The 17,672-nt window shown below is 41.4% G+C and carries 17 protein-coding genes and 1 pseudogene; 13 read left to right on the top strand and 5 right to left on the bottom strand.

Annotated features, from left to right (window positions below; genetic code table 11):
• The first annotated feature begins 163 nt into the window (after positions 1–163).
• The 6 genes from cyoA (at position 164) to M1E86_RS03660 (ending at position 6,633) form a co-directional block, all read left to right on the top strand.
• Entirely contained in the window at positions 164–1,135 is a 972-nt protein-coding gene (gene cyoA, locus M1E86_RS03685; protein ID WP_125891978.1) for a cytochrome o ubiquinol oxidase subunit II, read from the top strand.
• A gap of 4 nt (positions 1,136–1,139) precedes the next feature.
• Positions 1,140–3,131, top strand: a complete 1,992-nt coding sequence (gene cyoB / locus M1E86_RS03680; protein WP_036958554.1) for a cytochrome o ubiquinol oxidase subunit I — start codon at positions 1,140–1,142, stop codon at positions 3,129–3,131.
• Entirely contained in the window at positions 3,121–3,735 is a 615-nt protein-coding gene (locus M1E86_RS03675; RefSeq protein ID WP_004905456.1) for a cytochrome o ubiquinol oxidase subunit III, read from the top strand. Before cyoB ends, M1E86_RS03675 begins: the two co-directional genes overlap by 11 nt.
• Entirely contained in the window at positions 3,736–4,068 is a 333-nt protein-coding gene (locus M1E86_RS03670) for a cytochrome o ubiquinol oxidase subunit IV (RefSeq protein WP_125891977.1), read from the top strand.
• 12 nt (positions 4,069–4,080) lie between these two features.
• Positions 4,081–4,968 (top strand): heme o synthase, encoded by an 888-nt coding sequence (gene cyoE, locus M1E86_RS03665; protein ID WP_004905461.1) that lies wholly within the window; start codon positions 4,081–4,083, stop codon positions 4,966–4,968.
• Positions 4,969–5,271: 303 nt separating this feature from the next.
• On the top strand, positions 5,272–6,633 hold the full coding sequence (locus M1E86_RS03660) for an MFS transporter (protein WP_213912936.1): 1,362 nt from the start codon (positions 5,272–5,274) through the stop codon (positions 6,631–6,633).
• 37 nt (positions 6,634–6,670) lie between these two features.
• Here the strand turns inward: M1E86_RS03660 and M1E86_RS03655 are convergent, their stop codons facing one another.
• The gene (locus M1E86_RS03655; protein WP_004914551.1) at positions 6,671–7,162 is read right to left on the bottom strand and encodes a YajQ family cyclic di-GMP-binding protein; all 492 of its coding nucleotides are present in this window, start codon (positions 7,160–7,162) and stop codon (positions 6,671–6,673) included.
• Between the two features lie 187 nt (positions 7,163–7,349).
• On the opposite strand from M1E86_RS03655, the gene panE reads away from it, so the two are divergent.
• The 3 genes from panE (at position 7,350) to M1E86_RS03640 (ending at position 9,745) form a co-directional block, all read left to right on the top strand.
• Positions 7,350–8,261: a 2-dehydropantoate 2-reductase gene (gene panE / locus M1E86_RS03650; RefSeq protein ID WP_213912937.1), complete on the top strand. Its 912-nt coding sequence runs from the start codon at positions 7,350–7,352 to the stop codon at positions 8,259–8,261.
• Positions 8,224–8,817 carry a protein deglycase YajL gene (gene yajL / locus M1E86_RS03645; protein ID WP_213912938.1) on the top strand — a complete coding sequence of 198 codons (594 nt, stop codon included), beginning with the start codon at positions 8,224–8,226 and terminating at the stop codon, positions 8,815–8,817. Before panE ends, yajL begins: the two co-directional genes overlap by 38 nt.
• A 784-nt stretch (positions 8,818–9,601) precedes the next feature.
• Entirely contained in the window at positions 9,602–9,745 is a 144-nt protein-coding gene (locus tag M1E86_RS03640; protein ID WP_004914564.1) for a Hok/Gef family protein, read from the top strand.
• A 70-nt stretch (positions 9,746–9,815) separates the two neighbouring features.
• Here the strand turns inward: M1E86_RS03640 and thiI are convergent, their stop codons facing one another.
• Positions 9,816–11,267 (bottom strand): tRNA uracil 4-sulfurtransferase ThiI, encoded by a 1,452-nt coding sequence (gene thiI, locus M1E86_RS03635; protein WP_213912939.1) that lies wholly within the window; start codon positions 11,265–11,267, stop codon positions 9,816–9,818.
• Positions 11,268–11,487: 220 nt separating this feature from the next.
• Here thiI and xseB point away from each other — a divergent pair, with 220 nt between their 5' ends.
• From xseB to M1E86_RS03615, 4 genes and pseudogenes are all read left to right on the top strand, one after another.
• Positions 11,488–11,739 carry an exodeoxyribonuclease VII small subunit gene (gene xseB / locus M1E86_RS03630; RefSeq protein WP_125891971.1) on the top strand — a complete coding sequence of 84 codons (252 nt, stop codon included), beginning with the start codon at positions 11,488–11,490 and terminating at the stop codon, positions 11,737–11,739.
• Between the two features lie 3 nt (positions 11,740–11,742).
• A complete protein-coding gene (ispA, locus tag M1E86_RS03625) occupies positions 11,743–12,660 on the top strand; it encodes a (2E,6E)-farnesyl diphosphate synthase (RefSeq protein WP_213912940.1) in 918 nt (305 codons plus the stop codon).
• 249 nt (positions 12,661–12,909) lie between these two features.
• Positions 12,910–14,775, top strand: coding sequence for a 1-deoxy-D-xylulose-5-phosphate synthase (gene dxs, locus M1E86_RS03620; RefSeq protein WP_213912941.1), 1,866 nt, complete (start codon positions 12,910–12,912; stop codon positions 14,773–14,775).
• A gap of 324 nt (positions 14,776–15,099) precedes the next feature.
• Positions 15,100–15,183: pseudogene (locus M1E86_RS03615) on the top strand (carnitine metabolism transcriptional regulator CaiF); the annotation flags it as partial.
• Positions 15,184–15,508: 325 nt separating this feature from the next.
• On the opposite strand, the gene pgpA reads toward M1E86_RS03615, so the two are convergent.
• The 3 genes from pgpA to nusB all read right to left on the bottom strand — a co-directional run bounded on the left by pgpA (position 15,509) and on the right by nusB (position 17,672).
• Positions 15,509–16,027, bottom strand: coding sequence for a phosphatidylglycerophosphatase A (pgpA, locus tag M1E86_RS03610; protein WP_248467673.1), 519 nt, complete (start codon positions 16,025–16,027; stop codon positions 15,509–15,511).
• 1 nt (position 16,028) lies between these two features.
• Positions 16,029–17,012, bottom strand: a complete 984-nt coding sequence (gene thiL / locus M1E86_RS03605) for a thiamine-phosphate kinase (RefSeq protein ID WP_213912943.1) — start codon at positions 17,010–17,012, stop codon at positions 16,029–16,031.
• Positions 17,013–17,255: 243 nt separating this feature from the next.
• The gene (gene nusB, locus M1E86_RS03600) at positions 17,256–17,672 is read right to left on the bottom strand and encodes a transcription antitermination factor NusB (RefSeq protein WP_036958557.1); all 417 of its coding nucleotides are present in this window, start codon (positions 17,670–17,672) and stop codon (positions 17,256–17,258) included.

The following is a 17,672-nucleotide window of genomic DNA, read 5'->3' as shown; positions in this document are numbered from 1 at the left end:
TTTTAACTTTTTGTTTATAAGTTCATTACATGTGATCATATTAACATAAAGAGCTAACAATTCAGTTTCTTTGCCTTACAATCATTTACACTCGCATAACCTTACCGTAAAATGCCCGCACTGATGAAACGACAATTAGAATCTTTGTCATTTGGGGTCGTGGATGAGACTTATGAACTACAAAAAAAGCATCGGAGCAATCTCACTTGTTGTAGCTACCTTACTATTAGGTGGTTGCGATATGGTGTTGATGGATCCAAAAGGCGCCGTTGGCGTTAAACAAAAAGAGCTAATTCTTATTGCAATTGGCTTAATGCTACTTGTTGTTATTCCTGTTATTTTCATGACGATTATCTTCGCAAGAAAATACCGTGAATCCAACACGTCAGCAACCTACCGTCCTAATTGGGCTCACTCAAATAAAATTGAGTTAGTCTGCTGGACTGTTCCTATCATCATTATCATTATTCTAGGTACTATTACTTGGAAAACGACACATGAGCTGGACCCGTATCAGCCATTAGTAAGTGATCAGGAACCCGTCACGATTGAAGTTATTTCTGCTGACTGGAAATGGATATTTATTTATCCAGAGCAAGGCATTGCAACAGTTAATGAAATCGCATTCCCTACCGGTGTGCCAGTTAACTTCAAAATCACGTCAGATTCGGTGATGAATTCATTCTTCATTCCATCTTTAGGTGGGCAAATCTACGCGATGGCGGGTATGCAAACAAAACTTCACTTAATCGCTAACGAACCAGGCACTTATAAAGGCTTCTCTGCAAGCTATAGTGGCCACGGCTTCTCTGATATGAAGTTCAATGCAATTGCAACTCCTGACCGTCAAGGTTTTGATGAGTGGGTACAAAAGGTGAAAGCTTCTCCTAAAACAATGGACACCATGCAGGCATTTGACGAAGTCGCTAAGCCAAGCATGAACGTTCCTGTTACCTACTTCTCTAGCGTGAAGCCTAAACTTTATGAAGATATCGTTCTGAAGTTTGGTCATGAGCACCATAAAGGTCACGCTCCTGTAGAAAATCAAAGTCATTCAATGACTGACCATAACAATGCTACAGGTAATTCAATGCAAATGAGCCATAGCGCTCATGCAGCTGGCGCTGAGGAATAAGGGCATGTTCGGAAAATTAACACTAGATGCAATTCCGCTCCATGAGCCGATTATCGTTGTCACATTGATTGCTATTGTCCTTGGTGGGCTTGGCCTAGTTGGTGTGATTTCTTACTTTGGTAAATGGAAGTGGTTGTGGAAAGAATGGTTAACCTCTGTTGACCATAAGAAAATTGGTGTCATGTACATCATTGTAGCGATGGTCATGTTATTCCGTGGCTTCGCTGATGCTATCATGATGCGTGGGCAGCAAGTTCTTGCATCTGCTGGCCAAGAGGGCTTCTTAAATCCTCATCACTATGACCAAATCTTTACTGCGCACGGCGTTATCATGATTTTCTTCATGGCAACCCCATTCGTTGTTGGTCTGATGAACTTAGTTGTGCCTCTGCAAATTGGTGCACGTGATGTTGCGTTCCCATTCCTGAACTCATTGAGTTTCTGGTTCTTTGTTGTGGGTGTTGTGTTAATCAACATCTCCCTAGGGGTTGGTGAATTCGCACAGACTGGTTGGTTGGCTTATCCGCCATTATCCGGCTTGGAGTACAACCCTGGGGTCGGGGTCGATTACTGGCTTTGGAGTCTCCAGATATCCGGTATTGGTACACTATTAACAGGGGTTAACTTCATCGCGACTATTATCCGTATGCGTACACCGGGAATGTCGATGATGAAAATGCCTGTATTCAGCTGGGCTGCGTTATGTACTAACGTATTGATTGTTGCTGCTTTCCCTATCTTAACCGTCACATTAACGCTTCTGACGTTAGACCGTTATTTAGGCACCCATTTCTTTACTAATGATATGGGCGGCAACATGATGATGTACATCAACCTGATTTGGGCTTGGGGTCACCCTGAGGTGTATATCCTTGTTCTCCCAGTATTCGGTGTATTCTCTGAAGTTGCAGCGACCTTCTCGAAAAAACGTTTATTCGGTTATACCTCATTAGTTTGGGCTACAATCGTTATTACCGTTATGTCGTTCATCGTTTGGTTGCACCACTTCTTTACGATGGGTTCAGGCGCGAACGTTAACGCCTTCTTTGGTATCGCCACAATGATTATCGCAATCCCTACAGGGGTTAAGATCTTCAACTGGTTGTTTACCATGTACCAAGGCCGTATCGAGTTTAAATCACCTATGCTGTGGACTATCGGTTTCATCATCACCTTCTCTGTTGGTGGTATGACTGGTGTTCTACTTGCTGTTCCAGGTGCAAACTTCGTTCTGCATAACAGTCTATTCCTGATTGCTCACTTCCATAACGTTATCATTGGTGGTGTTGTATTCGGGTGCTTCGCGGGTATGACTTACTGGTTCCCGAAAGCATATGGCTTCACACTAAATGAGAAATGGGGTGTTCGTGCCTTCTGGTTCTGGATCATCGGTTTCTTCTTAGCCTTTATGCCACTGTATATTCTTGGCTTTATGGGTATGACCCGTCGTTTAAGTCAGAATATTGACCCGACTTACCACACAATGTTAGTGGTTGCTGCAGGCGGTGCTGCGTTAATCGCCATCGGTATTGCATGCCAAGTTATCCAAATCATTGTGAGTATCCGCGACCGTCATGAAAACCGTGATTTAACCGGTGACCCATGGGGTGGACGTACACTTGAGTGGGCAACATCTTCTCCACCACCTTTCTATAACTTTGCGATTGAACCACACGTTCAAACCCGCGATGCATGGTGGGATCTGAAAGAGAAAGGCCTTGCTCATAAGAAACCAACTTCATATGAAGAAATTCATATGCCGAAAAACACAGGCGCAGGCGTTATTATCGCTGCATTTAGCTTGGTTTTAGGTTTCGCAATGATCTGGCACATCTGGTGGCTCGCAATCATTGGTTTCGGTGGAATGATCGTAACTTGGATTGCAAAAAGCTTCGACGAAGATGTTGATTACTACGTACCTGTGGCTGAAATCGAAGAAATCGAGAATAAGCACTTTGAAGAATTGCGTAAGGCAGGTGTGAACGATGTCAACTAATACAATGACTAACCAAAATATCGCCCATGCTGAGCATGGGCACCACGATGCAGGTGGAACAAAAGTATTCGGTTTCTGGCTCTACATCATGAGCGACTTGATTCTGTTTGCTTGTTTGTTCGCCACCTATGTTGTTTTGGCCGATGGAACTGCTGGCGGACCTGCTGGTAAAGATATCTTCAGTCTGAAGTTCGTATTAGGCGAAACCTTCTTACTGTTAGTAAGTAGTATTACTTATGGCTTCGCAATGATAGCGATGCATAAAGGTAAGATAGCTGCTGTTAACTTATGGCTGTTCGCAACGTTTCTGTTAGGTCTAGGCTTCGTCATCATGGAAATCTATGAGTTCCATGAATTGATTGCAGAAGGCTTTGGTCCTGACCGTAGCGGTTTCTTATCTGGTTTCTTCGCACTCGTTGCGACTCACGGTCTACACGTAACTGCGGGCCTGATCTGGATTATTATCATGATGATCCAAGTTACTCGCCGTGGTCTAACTGATGTCAACAAAACACGTTTAAACTGCCTAAGCCTGTTCTGGCACTTCTTAGACGTTGTGTGGATTTGTGTATTTACCGTTGTTTATCTTCTGGGGGCTATTTAAATGAGTCATGCAAAAGATGCTCACACTGGAGCAAGCCACGGTAGCGTAAAAACATACCTGATTGGCTTTATTCTATCAGTTATCCTGACAGTGATCCCTTTCTGGATGGTGATGGAAGGTACGGCGTCAACCTCAGCAATCCTTTGGGTTGTAGTGGGCATGGCCGTTGTGCAAATTCTAGTTCATTTGGTTTGTTTCTTACATATGAATACATCATCAGATGAGCGCTGGAATTTAGTCGCCTTCCTGTTCACGATGCTAATTATTGGTATCGTGGTCATCGGCTCGCTGTGGATTATGTACAACCTGAACATCAATATGATGCTCGACTAAAGAGTTGCCGATATGTTTAAGCAATACCTGCAAGTGACCAAACCAGGAATTATATTCGGAAACTTGATTTCTGTGATCGGTGGTTTTTTATTGGCTTCAAAAGGGTCAATTGATTACCCACTGTTCGTTGCGACTTTACTGGGTGTATCGCTGGTCGTGGCTTCTGGTTGTGTATTTAACAACTACATCGACCGTGATATCGACCGTATCATGGAAAGAACGAAGAATCGCCCTTTAGTTAAAGGGCTGATTGACCCGAAAGTTAGCCTGATTTACGCTGCTGCATTAGGTATTGCTGGTATGGTGCTGCTACTTGTAGCAGCCAATGCGCTGGCAATGCTGCTTGCAGTTATCGGCTTCATTGTTTATGTAGGTATTTATAGCCTATATATGAAGCGTAAATCCGTTTATGGCACGCTGATTGGCAGCCTTTCAGGCGCGGCACCACCGGTTATCGGTTACTGCGCGGTTACAAATGAATTCGATATGGGTGCACTTATCCTATTGTTGATATTCAGTTTGTGGCAGATGCCTCATTCTTATGCCATTGCTATCTTCCGCTTTAAGGATTATAAAGCCGCAAACATTCCAGTATTACCGGTTATTAAAGGAATTTCAGTCGCGAAGACACATATTTTCCTGTATATCCTAGCGTTTATGGTCGCAACATTGATGTTAGCTATCAGTGGATACGCGGGCTATAAGTACCTCATCGTAGGTGCAGCAGTCAGCTTATGGTGGCTAGGTATGGCAATTTCGGGCTTCAAAACCGAAAATGACGACCGAGTCTGGGCTAGAAAACTGTTCATTTTCTCAATCGTAGCAATTACTTCATTGAGTGTAATGATGTCAGTTGATCCTATCGTTTCAAGCGATACTGTTATAGCTCTCGTCAGATAACTTATCTGTTTACTGATGATAACAATATCTAAACGGCGGGCCTTCCCCGCCGTTTTTTATTTGTCTCTAACTGCTTTTACAACTCACTTTTACTTATTCTGCCTATCCTTATGAATCTATTTTATGGTTAAATAGCCCCTTGCTATTTATAAGCTAGATATAAAATGCACTATTAGAAATGCTAATGGATTGATAATACAAACATATCACCACAACGTAACACAAATTTATTGTGCTACCAGTATGCGACCTAAGTAGCCAAGAGAGCCAACACCGCTACCGCACGAAATATGAAGAATAAAAATGAATGATAACAAAATGACGTCCGCAGAGCTTAGATCCACTTGGGGGTTAGGCTCAGTTTTTTCCTTGCGAATGCTGGGAATGTTTATGGTATTACCTATTTTGACGAGCTATGGAATGCATTTACAAGGAGCTAGCGAGTTCTTAGTGGGTGTCGCTATTGGTATCTATGGCCTTAGCCAAGCTATTTTCCAAATCCCTTTTGGCTTGATGTCAGACAAAATTGGCAGAAAGCCTTTAATTATTATTGGATTAGTTATTTTTATTATCGGAAGTATCGTTGCAGCATTAAGCGATTCAATTTGGGGAATTATTATTGGGCGTGCTTTACAAGGTGCCGGTGCCATTTCAGCTGCCGTCATGGCACTACTTTCCGACCTAACTCGAGAGCAAAATCGAACTAAAGCCATGGCATTTCTAGGTATTAGTTTCGGTTTAACTTTTGCTATAGCGTTAGTACTGGGTCCAATTCTCACCAACCTGATTGGTTTAAGTGGTCTATTTTGGGGAATAGCACTACTTGCAGTGGGTGCTATTGCAGTGACTGTTTTTGTTGTTCCTAATACTAATACTCATATCTTAAATCGTGAGTCTGCATTTGTGCAAAGTAATTTAAAAACCGTTTTAATGCACCCACAGTTACTCAAATTAAATATAGGGATCCTCTGCTTACATACCCTATTGATGTCCAGTTTTGTTGCTTTACCTCTTATCATGACTGACTCTGGCTTTTTAGCGAAAGACCATTGGAAAGCTTATTTGATTACGATGTTAATCGCCTTTGTAACAGTACTTCCTTTTATTATTTATGCGGAAAAACACCGCAAAATGAAACAGGTTTTCTTATTTTGCATTATCGTTTTAGCATTAGCTGAAATTACCTTATGGCTTTCTGGTAGTCACTTATGGGTGATTTTCCTCGGTATTCAACTCTTTTTTATTGCTTTCAATATCATGGAAGCCATTTTACCGTCACTAATCAGTAAAGAGGCACCTGCAGGCTATAAAGGAACAGCCATGGGAGTTTACTCCACCAGCCAGTTTTTAGGTGTTGCCATTGGTGGTATTGTCGGTGGGTGGTTGTACAGTTTTGAAGGGGCTGGTACCGTTTTTATTGGTGGTTTAATTTTAACCGTCATCTGGTTTATCATTAGTCTGACCATGCAGCAGCCTCCTTATGTCAGCAGTATTCGTATTGAATTACCCAACCATATTGGAGATACAAGAGGCCTTGAGAAAAAATTACAAGCTCAAGAAGGGGTGATGGAAGCGCTTGTCGTTGACGAGGAATTTAGTGCTTATGTTAAAGTTGATAGAAAAATCATTAATCGAGAGCAACTTGAAACATTAATAAATCAGTAAAAATTAGCCCGCCATTGCGGGCTTACTTAATAAACAACTAATCGCGGAAGTTGTTAAATTGGAAAGGTTGGCCTAAATTCCCACCGCGCACTAGCGCCATAACCGATTGTAAGTCATCGCGGGCTTTACCCGTCACACGCACTTGGTCGCCTTGAACTTGTGCTTGAACTTTCAGTTTACTGTCTTTAATTAATTTAACGATTTTTTTAGCAATCGCAGCATCAATACCTTGCTTGAACGTAACTTCAACACTATAGGTTTTTCCACTATGAACGATATCTTCAGGCACATTCAATACCGCACCATCAATACCGCGCTTTGCCATTTTTTCTCTTAAAATATCAACTAACTGAAGTACTTGGAAATCAGATTCGCTAGTAATTTTAACGGATTCATTTTTGTCATTTAGCTCAAAACTGGCTTCGACATTTTTAAAATCCCAACGGCTGGTTAACTCACGCTGTGCATTTTCCACCGCATTACGTACTTCATTCATTTCCACTTCAGATACAATGTCAAATGATGGCATAGCCAGAACCTCACTGATAATTTTTAGATTGTGCGCATGATAACGTTTTTACTCATATCACTTCAAGTTATCAGGGCCTATGATGTTTCATTACCTACAACTTAGTATAGTAAAAGGTTATACTGGCAAGAGATCACTTCCGCCTTACCTTATAAGACGTTAAACTCCCATTTTCAAAGGGGAAACAATGAAAATAACTCTGATTGGTTGTGGTGCGATAGGTAAACTGTGGCTTGCTTCTCTTGCAATGCAAGGACATGACGTACAAGGTTGGCTACGTGTTGCACAGTCTGATTTATTCGTCGATGTTAATGAACCCGATGGACGTACTTTCCGAGAGCTCATTCCTTGTAATAATATTAATCACTTGCAAAGTAGCGAGTTAATCATTGTCTGTTTAAAAGCATGGCAAGTTTCTGATGCTTTATTGCCTCTGATTAAAACTATCCCAGAAAATACCCCCATTTTATTACTGCATAATGGCATGGGCACGGTTGAGGAACTGACTCCGTTGCGTCACCCTATTTTAGCTGGTGTGACAACACATGCGGCGTGGCAAGAAAATAACCAAGTCTTTCATGTTGCCAATGGTATCACCCATATTGGCGCGATTAATTCCCAAGCACAGGCTTACTACCCGATTGCGGATATTTTGCACGAAGCCCTCCCTGATGTGGCTTGGCATAATCAAATTCTAACAACCTGTTGGCGTAAATTAATCGCCAACTGTGTCATTAACCCCCTCACCGTCGAGCACGATTGTAAGAATGGTGAATTAATCAAATATTCCGCACAAATATCTCGGATTATTGATGAAATATGCCATGTCATGGCAGCTGAAGGGTTACATACAGATAAAACAGAGCTAACAGAATATATCTATGGCATTATGAATAATACTGCAGATAACTATTCATCCATGTTACAAGATGCCCGTAATAATCGCCGCACTGAAATTGACTACATAACCGGTTTTTTAATTAAACAAGCACGAGCTCATGGGATTAGCACACCTGAAAACGATCGCCTTTACCATTTAGTCAAAAATAGAGAACAACAATATGACGACTTCCGTTCTAATTTGCATCGCTCATGGTAGTGAAGAAATCGAATTTACCATTACTGCTGATTTATTAGTTAGAGCAGGCATTAATGTGACCTTAGCGAGTGTGACTGAAGATGGCTCTTTAACCATTAGCGCTTCACGTGGATTAAAAATTATTGCCGATATTCCGTTGATAAAAGTCGCGGATGAGCCTTTTGATGCCATTGTACTCCCTGGTGGGATAACTGGAGCGGAAACATTCCGTGATAGCCCTCTGGTTGTTGAAAAAGTTCGCCGTATGCATCTAGATGGTAAAATTGTGGCGGCTATTTGTGCTGCACCAGCGCTTGTGCTTGAATACCACCAATTGTTTCCGCTAGGTAATATGACCTGTTTTCCATCAATGAAAGATAAAATCCCAGCCCATAAATGGGTCGATCGCCGAGTTTATTTTGATGAGCGCGTCAATCTGCTGACTAGCCAAGGCCCTGCCACCTCTTTTGACTTTGCATTAAAATTAATTGAATTATTAGTAGGCAGAGAAACAGCCGCTCAAGTTGCCGCACAGCTCGTTTTACCTAATGGTATTAATGATTATTTGGAAGATTAGTCACAAAAAAATTCCGAATCATGGATTAGAGAAACAACTTAACCTCATGAATAATAAGATTTAAACACCAAAAACACCTGTGTTTACAGCACTTTTTTGCTATGATTGCCGCGGGTGCTTGGATCATTTTGGTTCAAGCACTTGTGAGAGCCAAAAAGACGAAAGCCCCGAATTTAGATGTTAATCTTAATCCGAGGCAGTCTCCAACTCACACAATTGGATTCTGTCTCCTTTTCGAAAAGGAGTCAAGAGGAATGGCCAAAATTGCCCTTCTGGGGCTAGTTACCGTGTGTCTTACGGTATTGTGTTTTTCGTTATTGATGCAAGAAAGGCTCTGCTCTTTCAGTATCAGCAGTGGAAGCACACTGGTTCAAGCTACGTTATCCTGCGATAACTAGTCTTGTGGGGGGATTTCCCCCCACATTTCTCTCTGATGATGAGTTGGTGATACAAGCACCCTGCTTTTATTCTCTACTTATTTTTATTCAGTACAGTTTGCCATTTCCATTTCGGTTGCATCAATAATCATATTAATATCAATGATATCAAAACAATTATAAATGACTGAATTTACATGTTTTTATTTTAAAAACGAACAACAAAAAGATTTGTTTAGAGTGAGTTTTTGCTATGATTGCCGCGGGTGCTTGGATCATTTTGGTTCAAGCATTTATGAGAGCCAAAAAGACGAAAGCCCCGAATTTAGATGTTAATCTTAATCCGAGGCAGTCTCAAACACTCAACAATTTGATTCTGTCTCCTTTTCGAAAAGGAGTCAAGAGGAATGGCCAAAATTGCCCTTCTGGGGCTAGTTACCGTGTGCCTTACGGTATTGTGTTTTTCGTTATTGATGCAAGAAAGGCTCTGCTCTTTCAGTATCAGCAGTGGAAGCACACTGGTTCAAGCTACGTTATCCTGCGATAACTAGTCTTGTGGGGGGATTTCCCCCCACATTTCTCTCTGATGATGAGTTGGTGATGCAAGCACCCTGTTTTAAGTTATGGGCGATAAACCTTTATATTTTCATGACCTTGTTCTTTTAGGTATAGCGCTTGCAAACGGCTCATTACCCCACGGTCACAATATAATAAGTAGGTTTTATCTTTCGGCAAATCACCAAATTGCGTGCTCAGCTTATAGAATGGAATATGCTTAATTTCCATTCCATCCACGTTTAATGGTTTATCTTCAAATTCATCAATTGAACGAATATCTAAAATCACTTCATTTTCAATTGAAAGCTCACTCACCATTTCAATTTCGGGGACTTTTTCAAGGCTTTCTTGTGCAATTTGGCGAATATCAATATTTTGCGCTTGTTCAACAACAGACTCTAAAATACTGAAATCAAAATTACCCTCTTCCGCTTCAATTCGTGCTTTCACCGCTTTCACTGTTGGGCTTTTTGATATCACACCACAATATTCAGGCATGGTTTTAGCAAAATCTTCAGTACCAATTTGACGAGCTAGCTTGATAATATGTTCTTTATCATGGGAAATTAGCGGCCTTAATACAAGGGTATCAGACGCATTATCAATTAAGCGCAGGTTTGTTAGAGTCTGGCTTGACACCTGCCCCAGTGCTTCACCCGTAACAATAGCCTGCACGCCATAACGTTCTGCAACTTTAGATGCGGCTCTTACCATCATACGTTTGAGCACGACACCCATTTGCCCATCATCCACTTTTTCTAAAATTTCAGCCACAACTGGCTCAAAGTTTACAGCAATAAAACGGACTTTATGGGAGCTACCAAAACGGTTCCACAGATAATGTGCGATTTGCTTCACACCAATTTCATGTGCAGCGCCGCCTAAATTAAAGAAGCAATAGTGAACACGACAGCCACGGCGCATCAACATATAGCTTGATACACCCGAATCAAAGCCACCGGAAATGAGTGATAACACATCCTCTTGGGTCCCGATAGGGAAACCACCGATGCCTTCAACTCGTGCTTTAACTAAGATGAGTTTATCATCTTCGATTTCTAAGTGGATCGTGGTATCAGGGTCTTTAAGTTTAACTTTTGCAGACGAAATGTGCTGGTTCAGGCCACCACCAATATAGCGTTCAGCATCGATAGATGAAAACTCATGTTTACCACGACGTTTTACCCGCACACAGAATGTTTTATTTTCTAATGACTCACCATAAGCTTCATGTGTCATTTCATAAATATGATGTAGACTGGTAAATGGTTTTTCTTCCACTTCGAGAATATGGTGAATACCTGGGATACGCCCTAGCATGTCACAAATTTCGTCGTGTTTTGTTTCCCCCTTCACACGCACTTCAATGTTATCCCAATTACGGACAACCGAAATTTCTTCGCCAAGTGGTTTAAGCACGTTACGGATATTACTGGTCAAAATTTTAATGAAACGTAGCCTAACAGTTTGGCTTTTAATGGTAATTTCTGGGAATAACTTAATGATAAACTTCATAATAGCTGCATGTTCGTGGTGGTTGGGGGCAAACGAATGTGCCTTAACAGAGACACATGACACGTTACCAATTGTCAATAATGAGGTGTATTATAACACTATCTTGCGGGTTGAATCTAAAAACCCCAATAATAAATTGTAACCGTAGCAAGACTGCGTTAGTCTGCTGAATATTTAAAACCCATCGAATTAACTGATTCCACATTAGTGGTTAAATATTATGGCTAAAGAAAAAACTCAGCAAGTTCCAACTGTTAGTTTTGAAAACTCGCTTCAAGAGCTAGAGCAGATCGTCGCTCGCCTAGAATCCGGTGATCTTCCCTTAGAAGACGCCCTTAATGAGTTTGAACGTGGTGTTCAAATTGCTAAGCAAGGTCAAAAAGTACTACAGCAAGCTGAGCAACGTGTACAAATTTTGCTAAGTGATGACGAAAATAAACCTCTAGCCGATTTTTCACCTGATACAGAATAAATTATGTCTGAACAACATTTAGATAGCTTTACGCAGCAACAAAAGCAAGCCTACGACAGAGTCAATCAATACCTATTAGATGCCTTAAACGCACTGCCGTTTGCAGACCTTCCACTTGCACAAGCAATGCGTCATGGCACATTATTAGGTGGAAAACGCTTACGCCCATTTTTAACTTATGTCGTCGGTTCTATGTTTGGTGTTAGCCAAGAAAACCTTGATGCCCCAGCTGCCGCAGTCGAATGTATTCATGCTTATTCATTAATCCATGATGATTTACCTGCAATGGATGATGATGATTTGCGTCGTGGCCAACCGACTTGTCATATGAAGTATGGTGAAGGCAATGCGGTACTTGCTGGAGATGCATTGCAAACATTGGCGTTCCAATTACTGTCATCTGCACCAATGCCAGATGTAACAGACAAAGACCGCATAGCCATGATTGCAGAGTTATCATATGCAAGTGGTTTAGCGGGGATGTGTGGTGGGCAAGCTCTTGATTTAGATGCAGAAGGAAAACAAGTCGGCCTTGAATCTCTTGAGCGCATTCATCAACATAAAACAGGTGCGTTGATTCGTGCAGCAATCCGTCTTGGTGCTTTTGCGGCTGGTGAAAAAGGTCAAGAATTACTGCCTGTTTTAGACAAATATGCACAATCCATTGGTCTTGCCTTTCAAGTACAGGACGATATCCTAGATGTTATTGGTGATAGTGAAGTTACGGGTAAGCGCCAAGGAACGGATGCCGAACATGAAAAAAGTACCTACCCATCGCTATTAGGCCTTGAAGCAGCACAAAAAAAAGCACGTGAGCTATATCATGATGCGATAGATGCTTTAGAGACTCTCCAGTCCCATGGATATAATATAGACATGCTAAGTGCTTTAGCTAATTTCATTATTGAGCGTAAAAGCTGACAATATGCTTTGCCTTTTGGCGACAAGAAGATCGATAATTACGGTAATTATTACCTTAATGTATCTTCGAATCATGTCTATAGCCCTAAAAAATAGATGGATAACTTCTTAATTATTCGAGTTATAGGTAGACGATAAACGAAGGCAACCCAACAGCACATAGACACTTTATGCGGCTAAAAATTGCAAGAAGGCATTTTATTATGGCTAAGTAAGTTGGGTTTTTTATTAATTATAAGTGAGCAACTAATGAGTATTGATATCGCTAAATATCCAACGCTAGCCTTGGCAGAGACACCAGATGAGCTTCGTCTGTTGCCTAAAGAGAGTTTGCCTAAGCTTTGTGATGAACTCAGACAATTTTTACTGAGTAGCGTGGGTCGCTCTAGCGGTCACTTTGCTTCTGGTCTCGGTGCTGTTGAACTCACCGTCGCATTACATTATGTCTATAAAACCCCGTTTGATAACCTTGTTTGGGATGTCGGCCACCAAGCCTACCCACACAAAATATTGACGGGTCGCCGCGACCGTATTGATACCATCCGTCAGAAAAATGGCTTACACCCTTTCCCATGGCGTGAAGAAAGCGAGTATGACATTTTAAGCGTTGGCCATTCCTCCACATCTATTAGTGCCGGTTTAGGTATGGCCATTGCTGCAGAAAAAGAGCAACAAAGCCGTAAAACGGTTTGTGTTATTGGTGATGGTGCGATCACTGCCGGAATGGCATTTGAAGCGATGAACCATGCAGGGGATGCCGCACCTGACATGTTGGTTATTTTAAATGATAACGAAATGTCTATTTCCGAAAATGTTGGCGCACTCAACAACCACTTAGCTCACTTGCTTTCTGGGAAGCTCTACACAACATTGCGTGAAGGTGGCAAAAAAGTTTTTTCTAACATGCCTCCAATCAAAGAATTACTGAAAAAGACAGAAGAACATATTAAAGGCATGGTTGTACCGGGAACCATGTTTGAAGAATTAGGTTTTAACTATATTGGTCCTGTTGACGGCCATGATGTTGTTGCCTTAGTCCAAACGTTAAAAAATATGCGTGATTTAAAAGGTCCGCAGTTTTTACATATTATGACTAAGAAAGGCCGGGGATATGAGCCGGCAGAAAAAGACCCAATTAGCTGGCACGCGGTTCCTAAATTTGACCCAAGCACATTCACTTTACCTAAAAGCAAAGAGACAGGGCCGACTTTCTCTAAAATTTTTGGTGATTGGCTGTGTGAAGAGGCTAAAGATGATAGCAAATTGATGGCTATCACCCCTGCTATGCGTGAAGGGTCTGGTATGGTCCGCTTTTCTAAAGAATTCCCAGACCAATATTTCGATGTCGCGATCGCTGAACAACATGCGGTCACCTTTGCAGCCGGCCTTGCCATTGGTGGTTATAAACCTATTGTTGCCATCTACTCCACTTTCTTGCAACGCGGTTATGACCAAGTCATTCATGATGTGGCTATCCAGAAGGTTCCGGTCATGTTTGCGATTGACCGAGCAGGCATCGTGGGGGCTGATGGGCAAACTCACCAAGGTTCTTTTGATATTTCATTCCTGCGCTGTATACCAACCATGGTTATCATGGTTCCAAGTGATGAAAATGAGTGCCGCCAAATGCTACATACAGGTTACCATTATCAAGATGGTCCATGTGCGGTACGTTACCCTCGGGGCACAGGAACAGGTGCTGAATTACAGCCGTTATCACCACTACCTATTGGTAAAGGTATTGTTCGTCGCCAAGGTGAAAAAGTCGCTATCTTATGCTTTGGCACATTATTAAGCCACGCATTAGTCGCTGCCGAGCAACTCAATGCAACTGTCATTGATATGCGCTTTGTTAAACCTTTAGACGAAGCCCTGATCCTTGAAATAGCCGAGACTCATGATGTTCTTGTCACTCTCGAAGAAAATGCCATCATGGGTGGTGCAGGTAGCGGCGTGAATGAATTCTTAATGCATGAGAAAAAAATCATTCCAACCTTAAATCTTGGTTTACCTGACTATTTTATTTCTCAAGGTACTCAAGAGGAACTTATTGCTGAATTAGGCTTAGATTCCACTGGTATTGTTAATTCTATTAATAACTACTTAGCCAAATAATTTTATCTCTAGGGCATTGCATCAACACGCAATGCCCTCATTCAATCACAAAGCCAATCACTCTTATTCTCTTTCTTAATATATTAGAAAAATTTTTAACTCTTTGTTATTTTTTAATCGCTAATATTAATTTTAAAAATCCCCCTTGTCACATTTATATTATATTTGTAGATCATTACAGTAAAATATAAAACTAAATATAATCAGCTTATCTACAATGATATTCAGCTATTTACCTAAAATCTGAATATAAACAAAACTTTCGTCTTGAATGTAAATCCCCAAAATAAAGACATGCAAATTATTTTAAAATCTATCAATATAATTTCTTATATTTTATCTGACGTAGCCGAAATTCAATGCGAAGTTAAGATGATCCCGAATAAATTATCGAGTCGCGGTTGCCAATATTAAATCGGGAACAAAAGTGGCAATGGATGCTATCCAGGGCGCAGCGCCGTTAACCTGTATTGCCACATCAAAAGAATAAACGCAGGCTTAAGCCTGTGTTTCAGACTGCTGACAAACATATTATGTTTGGCGGCAAGTCGTATACGTTTTGAAAATAAACGAGGAAATCAATTCATTGATTTTCGGCTAATCCAATACGCTAAATAGTTTGAGTTGTGGCTAGGCGGCAAGTGAATAAGACCCTAGGAGCATACAAAAGTATGTGACTAGGGCGAATGAACGCGGCCAATAACGCCACAGCGCAAAAAAATATGACGCGTATTTAGTTGGTTGAGAACGGCATAACCTCATACCAAACCAACAACCAAATAGTGAAATACGCAAAAATGGCCGCAATGATATCATCAATCATAATACCAAAACCGCCGCTGACTTTTCGGTCAAAAAACCGTATTGGCCATGGTTTCCACATGTCATAAATACGGAAAATAAAGAATGCGGTGATGACCCACTCATAATCAACAACAGGGATCGCCATTAGCGTAATCCACATCCCGATAAATTCATCCCAAACAATGCTGCCATGGTCATGAATTTTCATATCGTCGGAAGCGCGCTGGCAAATTAGGCAACCAATCCAAAAACCCACGACAATGAGTACCCACACACTCCAAATAGGCATATTTGCCATTAATAACCAAAAAGGTATCGCAGCAAGAGAGCCTATTGTGCCAGGCACAATAGGCGAAAGGCCACTACCAAAGCCCGTAGCCAATAAGTGCCAAGGATTACGCATATTTAGCCGTTTTTTTGCTTCTGCTTTTTCTTGGCGACTTGCCATTCTATGCACCTTCCGAAACAAAATGATCGAAACCTTTTAGGTTTACATCAACTTCTTGGTTATTGCAAAAGTAGCTAATTCCTTCAGACTGCGGCTTAATTTGCCCAATACACGTGAAGCCTGATCCCGTATGCGCTAATGCCATCTCTAACGCCCCACGATTAATTTCAGGAACGGTAAAGCAGAGTTCATAATCTTCACCACCACTCAAAGACCATAAACGCCCTTGTTCAAGACTACAACTTTGTCTCAATGCTTCTGATTGAGGCAATGCATCTAAATTAATGCGTGCGCCACAACCACTCGCTTTCAAAATATGGTTAAGATCAGAAACTAAACCATCCGAAATATCAATTGCTGAAGAAGCCAGGTTTCTCAACGCTTGGCCTTGTAAAATACGTGGCTGCGGACGTAAATGACGCGCAATTAGCCATTCTTGATGTTCTACATTTTCAACATTCAGTTTATCTTGCAAAATAGCTAAGCCTGCCGCGCTATCACCGAGAGTGCCAGTGACATAAATCCAATCACCATTACGCGCTCCTGCGCGAGACATCGCCTTACCATTTGGTACTAAGCCATGAACCGTGTAGGTTAAACTCATTGGCCCGCGTGTTGTATCACCACCAATCAATTGCATTCCATAATAGTTAAGCTGTTCAAACAAACTATCACTAAAGGATTGCAACCAATCACAATCAACGCAAGGCAATGTAATTGCTAAAGAAACCCATGCAGGATCCGCCCCCATCGCCGCAAGGTCACTTAAATTAGAGGCTAATGATTTATAAGCGAGATCAGCTGGTGAAATGGTTGGTAGGAAGTGAATACCAGAAACAAGAGTGTCAGTGCTTACAGCAAGTTGCTGTTTTTCTGGAATGGTCATCAACGCACAGTCATCCCCAATACCGATATTAACATCACGTCGGTTAGTGGTTTGACGGTTAAAATAACGCGCGATGAGGTCAAATTCGCCATATGACATGGTAGATTTTCCGTTTTCGCTATATCTATTTTCGTTTGAGACGAAGCAAATAATTTACACCCTAATAATTCAATAATAGGTAAATAATGCATAATTGCTAACCTAAATAATGTATCTAATTAGCCACAATTATTTTTCGCTCACCTATCATTGAAATATCGCGAGCATATAAACACAAAGGTAGACTGGAACCCAGCCTACCTATTTATTACCGTAGTGCAACAGGAGGGAACCCTGATATTATTATTTTTTACGGCGAACCGCAGGTGCAGCTTTGTCTAACACACCATTAACGAATTTATGGCTATCTTCTGCGCCAAAAACTTTCGCTAATTCAATACCTTCATTGATTGCGACTTTATAAGGTACATCTTCACGGAAACTTAATTCAAACATGGAGACACGTAAAATCGCTTTTTCTACCTGCCCTAACTCTTCGAGCTGACGAGATAAATAAGGCGCCATCAGTTGATCAAGTTTTGTCGCGTTGGTTGCAACACCTGATAACAGTTCACGAAAATAGTTTACGTCGACGTCTGACATGTCCTGTTCAGCAATAAACTCATATTCGACTTCAGCAATTGGATTGCCAGATAATTGCCATGAATAAATGGCCTGTACAGCACACTCACGAGCGCGGCGACGAGCAGCAGGTTTCAC

Source organism: Providencia sp. PROV200 (assembly GCF_049901995.1).
Taxonomy (GTDB): Bacteria; Pseudomonadota; Gammaproteobacteria; order Enterobacterales; family Enterobacteriaceae; genus Providencia; species Providencia rettgeri_E.
The sequence above is the reverse complement of the archived record's forward strand: the minus strand, read 5'-3'. Positions and strand labels throughout refer to the sequence as shown.

Coding starts and splice junctions, on each gene's coding strand:
- dxs (WP_213912941.1), top strand. CDS start 12,910: ATGAGTATTGATATCGCTAAATATCCAACGCTAGCCTTGGCAGAGACA.
- thiI (WP_213912939.1), bottom strand. CDS start 11,267: ATGAAGTTTATCATTAAGTTATTCCCAGAAATTACCATTAAAAGCCAA.
- M1E86_RS03655 (WP_004914551.1), bottom strand. CDS start 7,162: ATGCCATCATTTGACATTGTATCTGAAGTGGAAATGAATGAAGTACGT.
- cyoA (WP_125891978.1), top strand. CDS start 164: ATGAGACTTATGAACTACAAAAAAAGCATCGGAGCAATCTCACTTGTT.
- M1E86_RS03640 (WP_004914564.1), top strand. CDS start 9,602: ATGGCCAAAATTGCCCTTCTGGGGCTAGTTACCGTGTGCCTTACGGTA.
- yajL (WP_213912938.1), top strand. CDS start 8,224: ATGACGACTTCCGTTCTAATTTGCATCGCTCATGGTAGTGAAGAAATC.
- xseB (WP_125891971.1), top strand. CDS start 11,488: ATGGCTAAAGAAAAAACTCAGCAAGTTCCAACTGTTAGTTTTGAAAAC.
- M1E86_RS03660 (WP_213912936.1), top strand. CDS start 5,272: ATGAATGATAACAAAATGACGTCCGCAGAGCTTAGATCCACTTGGGGG.
- cyoE (WP_004905461.1), top strand. CDS start 4,081: ATGTTTAAGCAATACCTGCAAGTGACCAAACCAGGAATTATATTCGGA.
- pgpA (WP_248467673.1), bottom strand. CDS start 16,027: ATGGCAAGTCGCCAAGAAAAAGCAGAAGCAAAAAAACGGCTAAATATG.
- M1E86_RS03675 (WP_004905456.1), top strand. CDS start 3,121: ATGTCAACTAATACAATGACTAACCAAAATATCGCCCATGCTGAGCAT.
- panE (WP_213912937.1), top strand. CDS start 7,350: ATGAAAATAACTCTGATTGGTTGTGGTGCGATAGGTAAACTGTGGCTT.
- cyoB (WP_036958554.1), top strand. CDS start 1,140: ATGTTCGGAAAATTAACACTAGATGCAATTCCGCTCCATGAGCCGATT.
- ispA (WP_213912940.1), top strand. CDS start 11,743: ATGTCTGAACAACATTTAGATAGCTTTACGCAGCAACAAAAGCAAGCC.
- thiL (WP_213912943.1), bottom strand. CDS start 17,012: ATGTCATATGGCGAATTTGACCTCATCGCGCGTTATTTTAACCGTCAA.
- M1E86_RS03670 (WP_125891977.1), top strand. CDS start 3,736: ATGAGTCATGCAAAAGATGCTCACACTGGAGCAAGCCACGGTAGCGTA.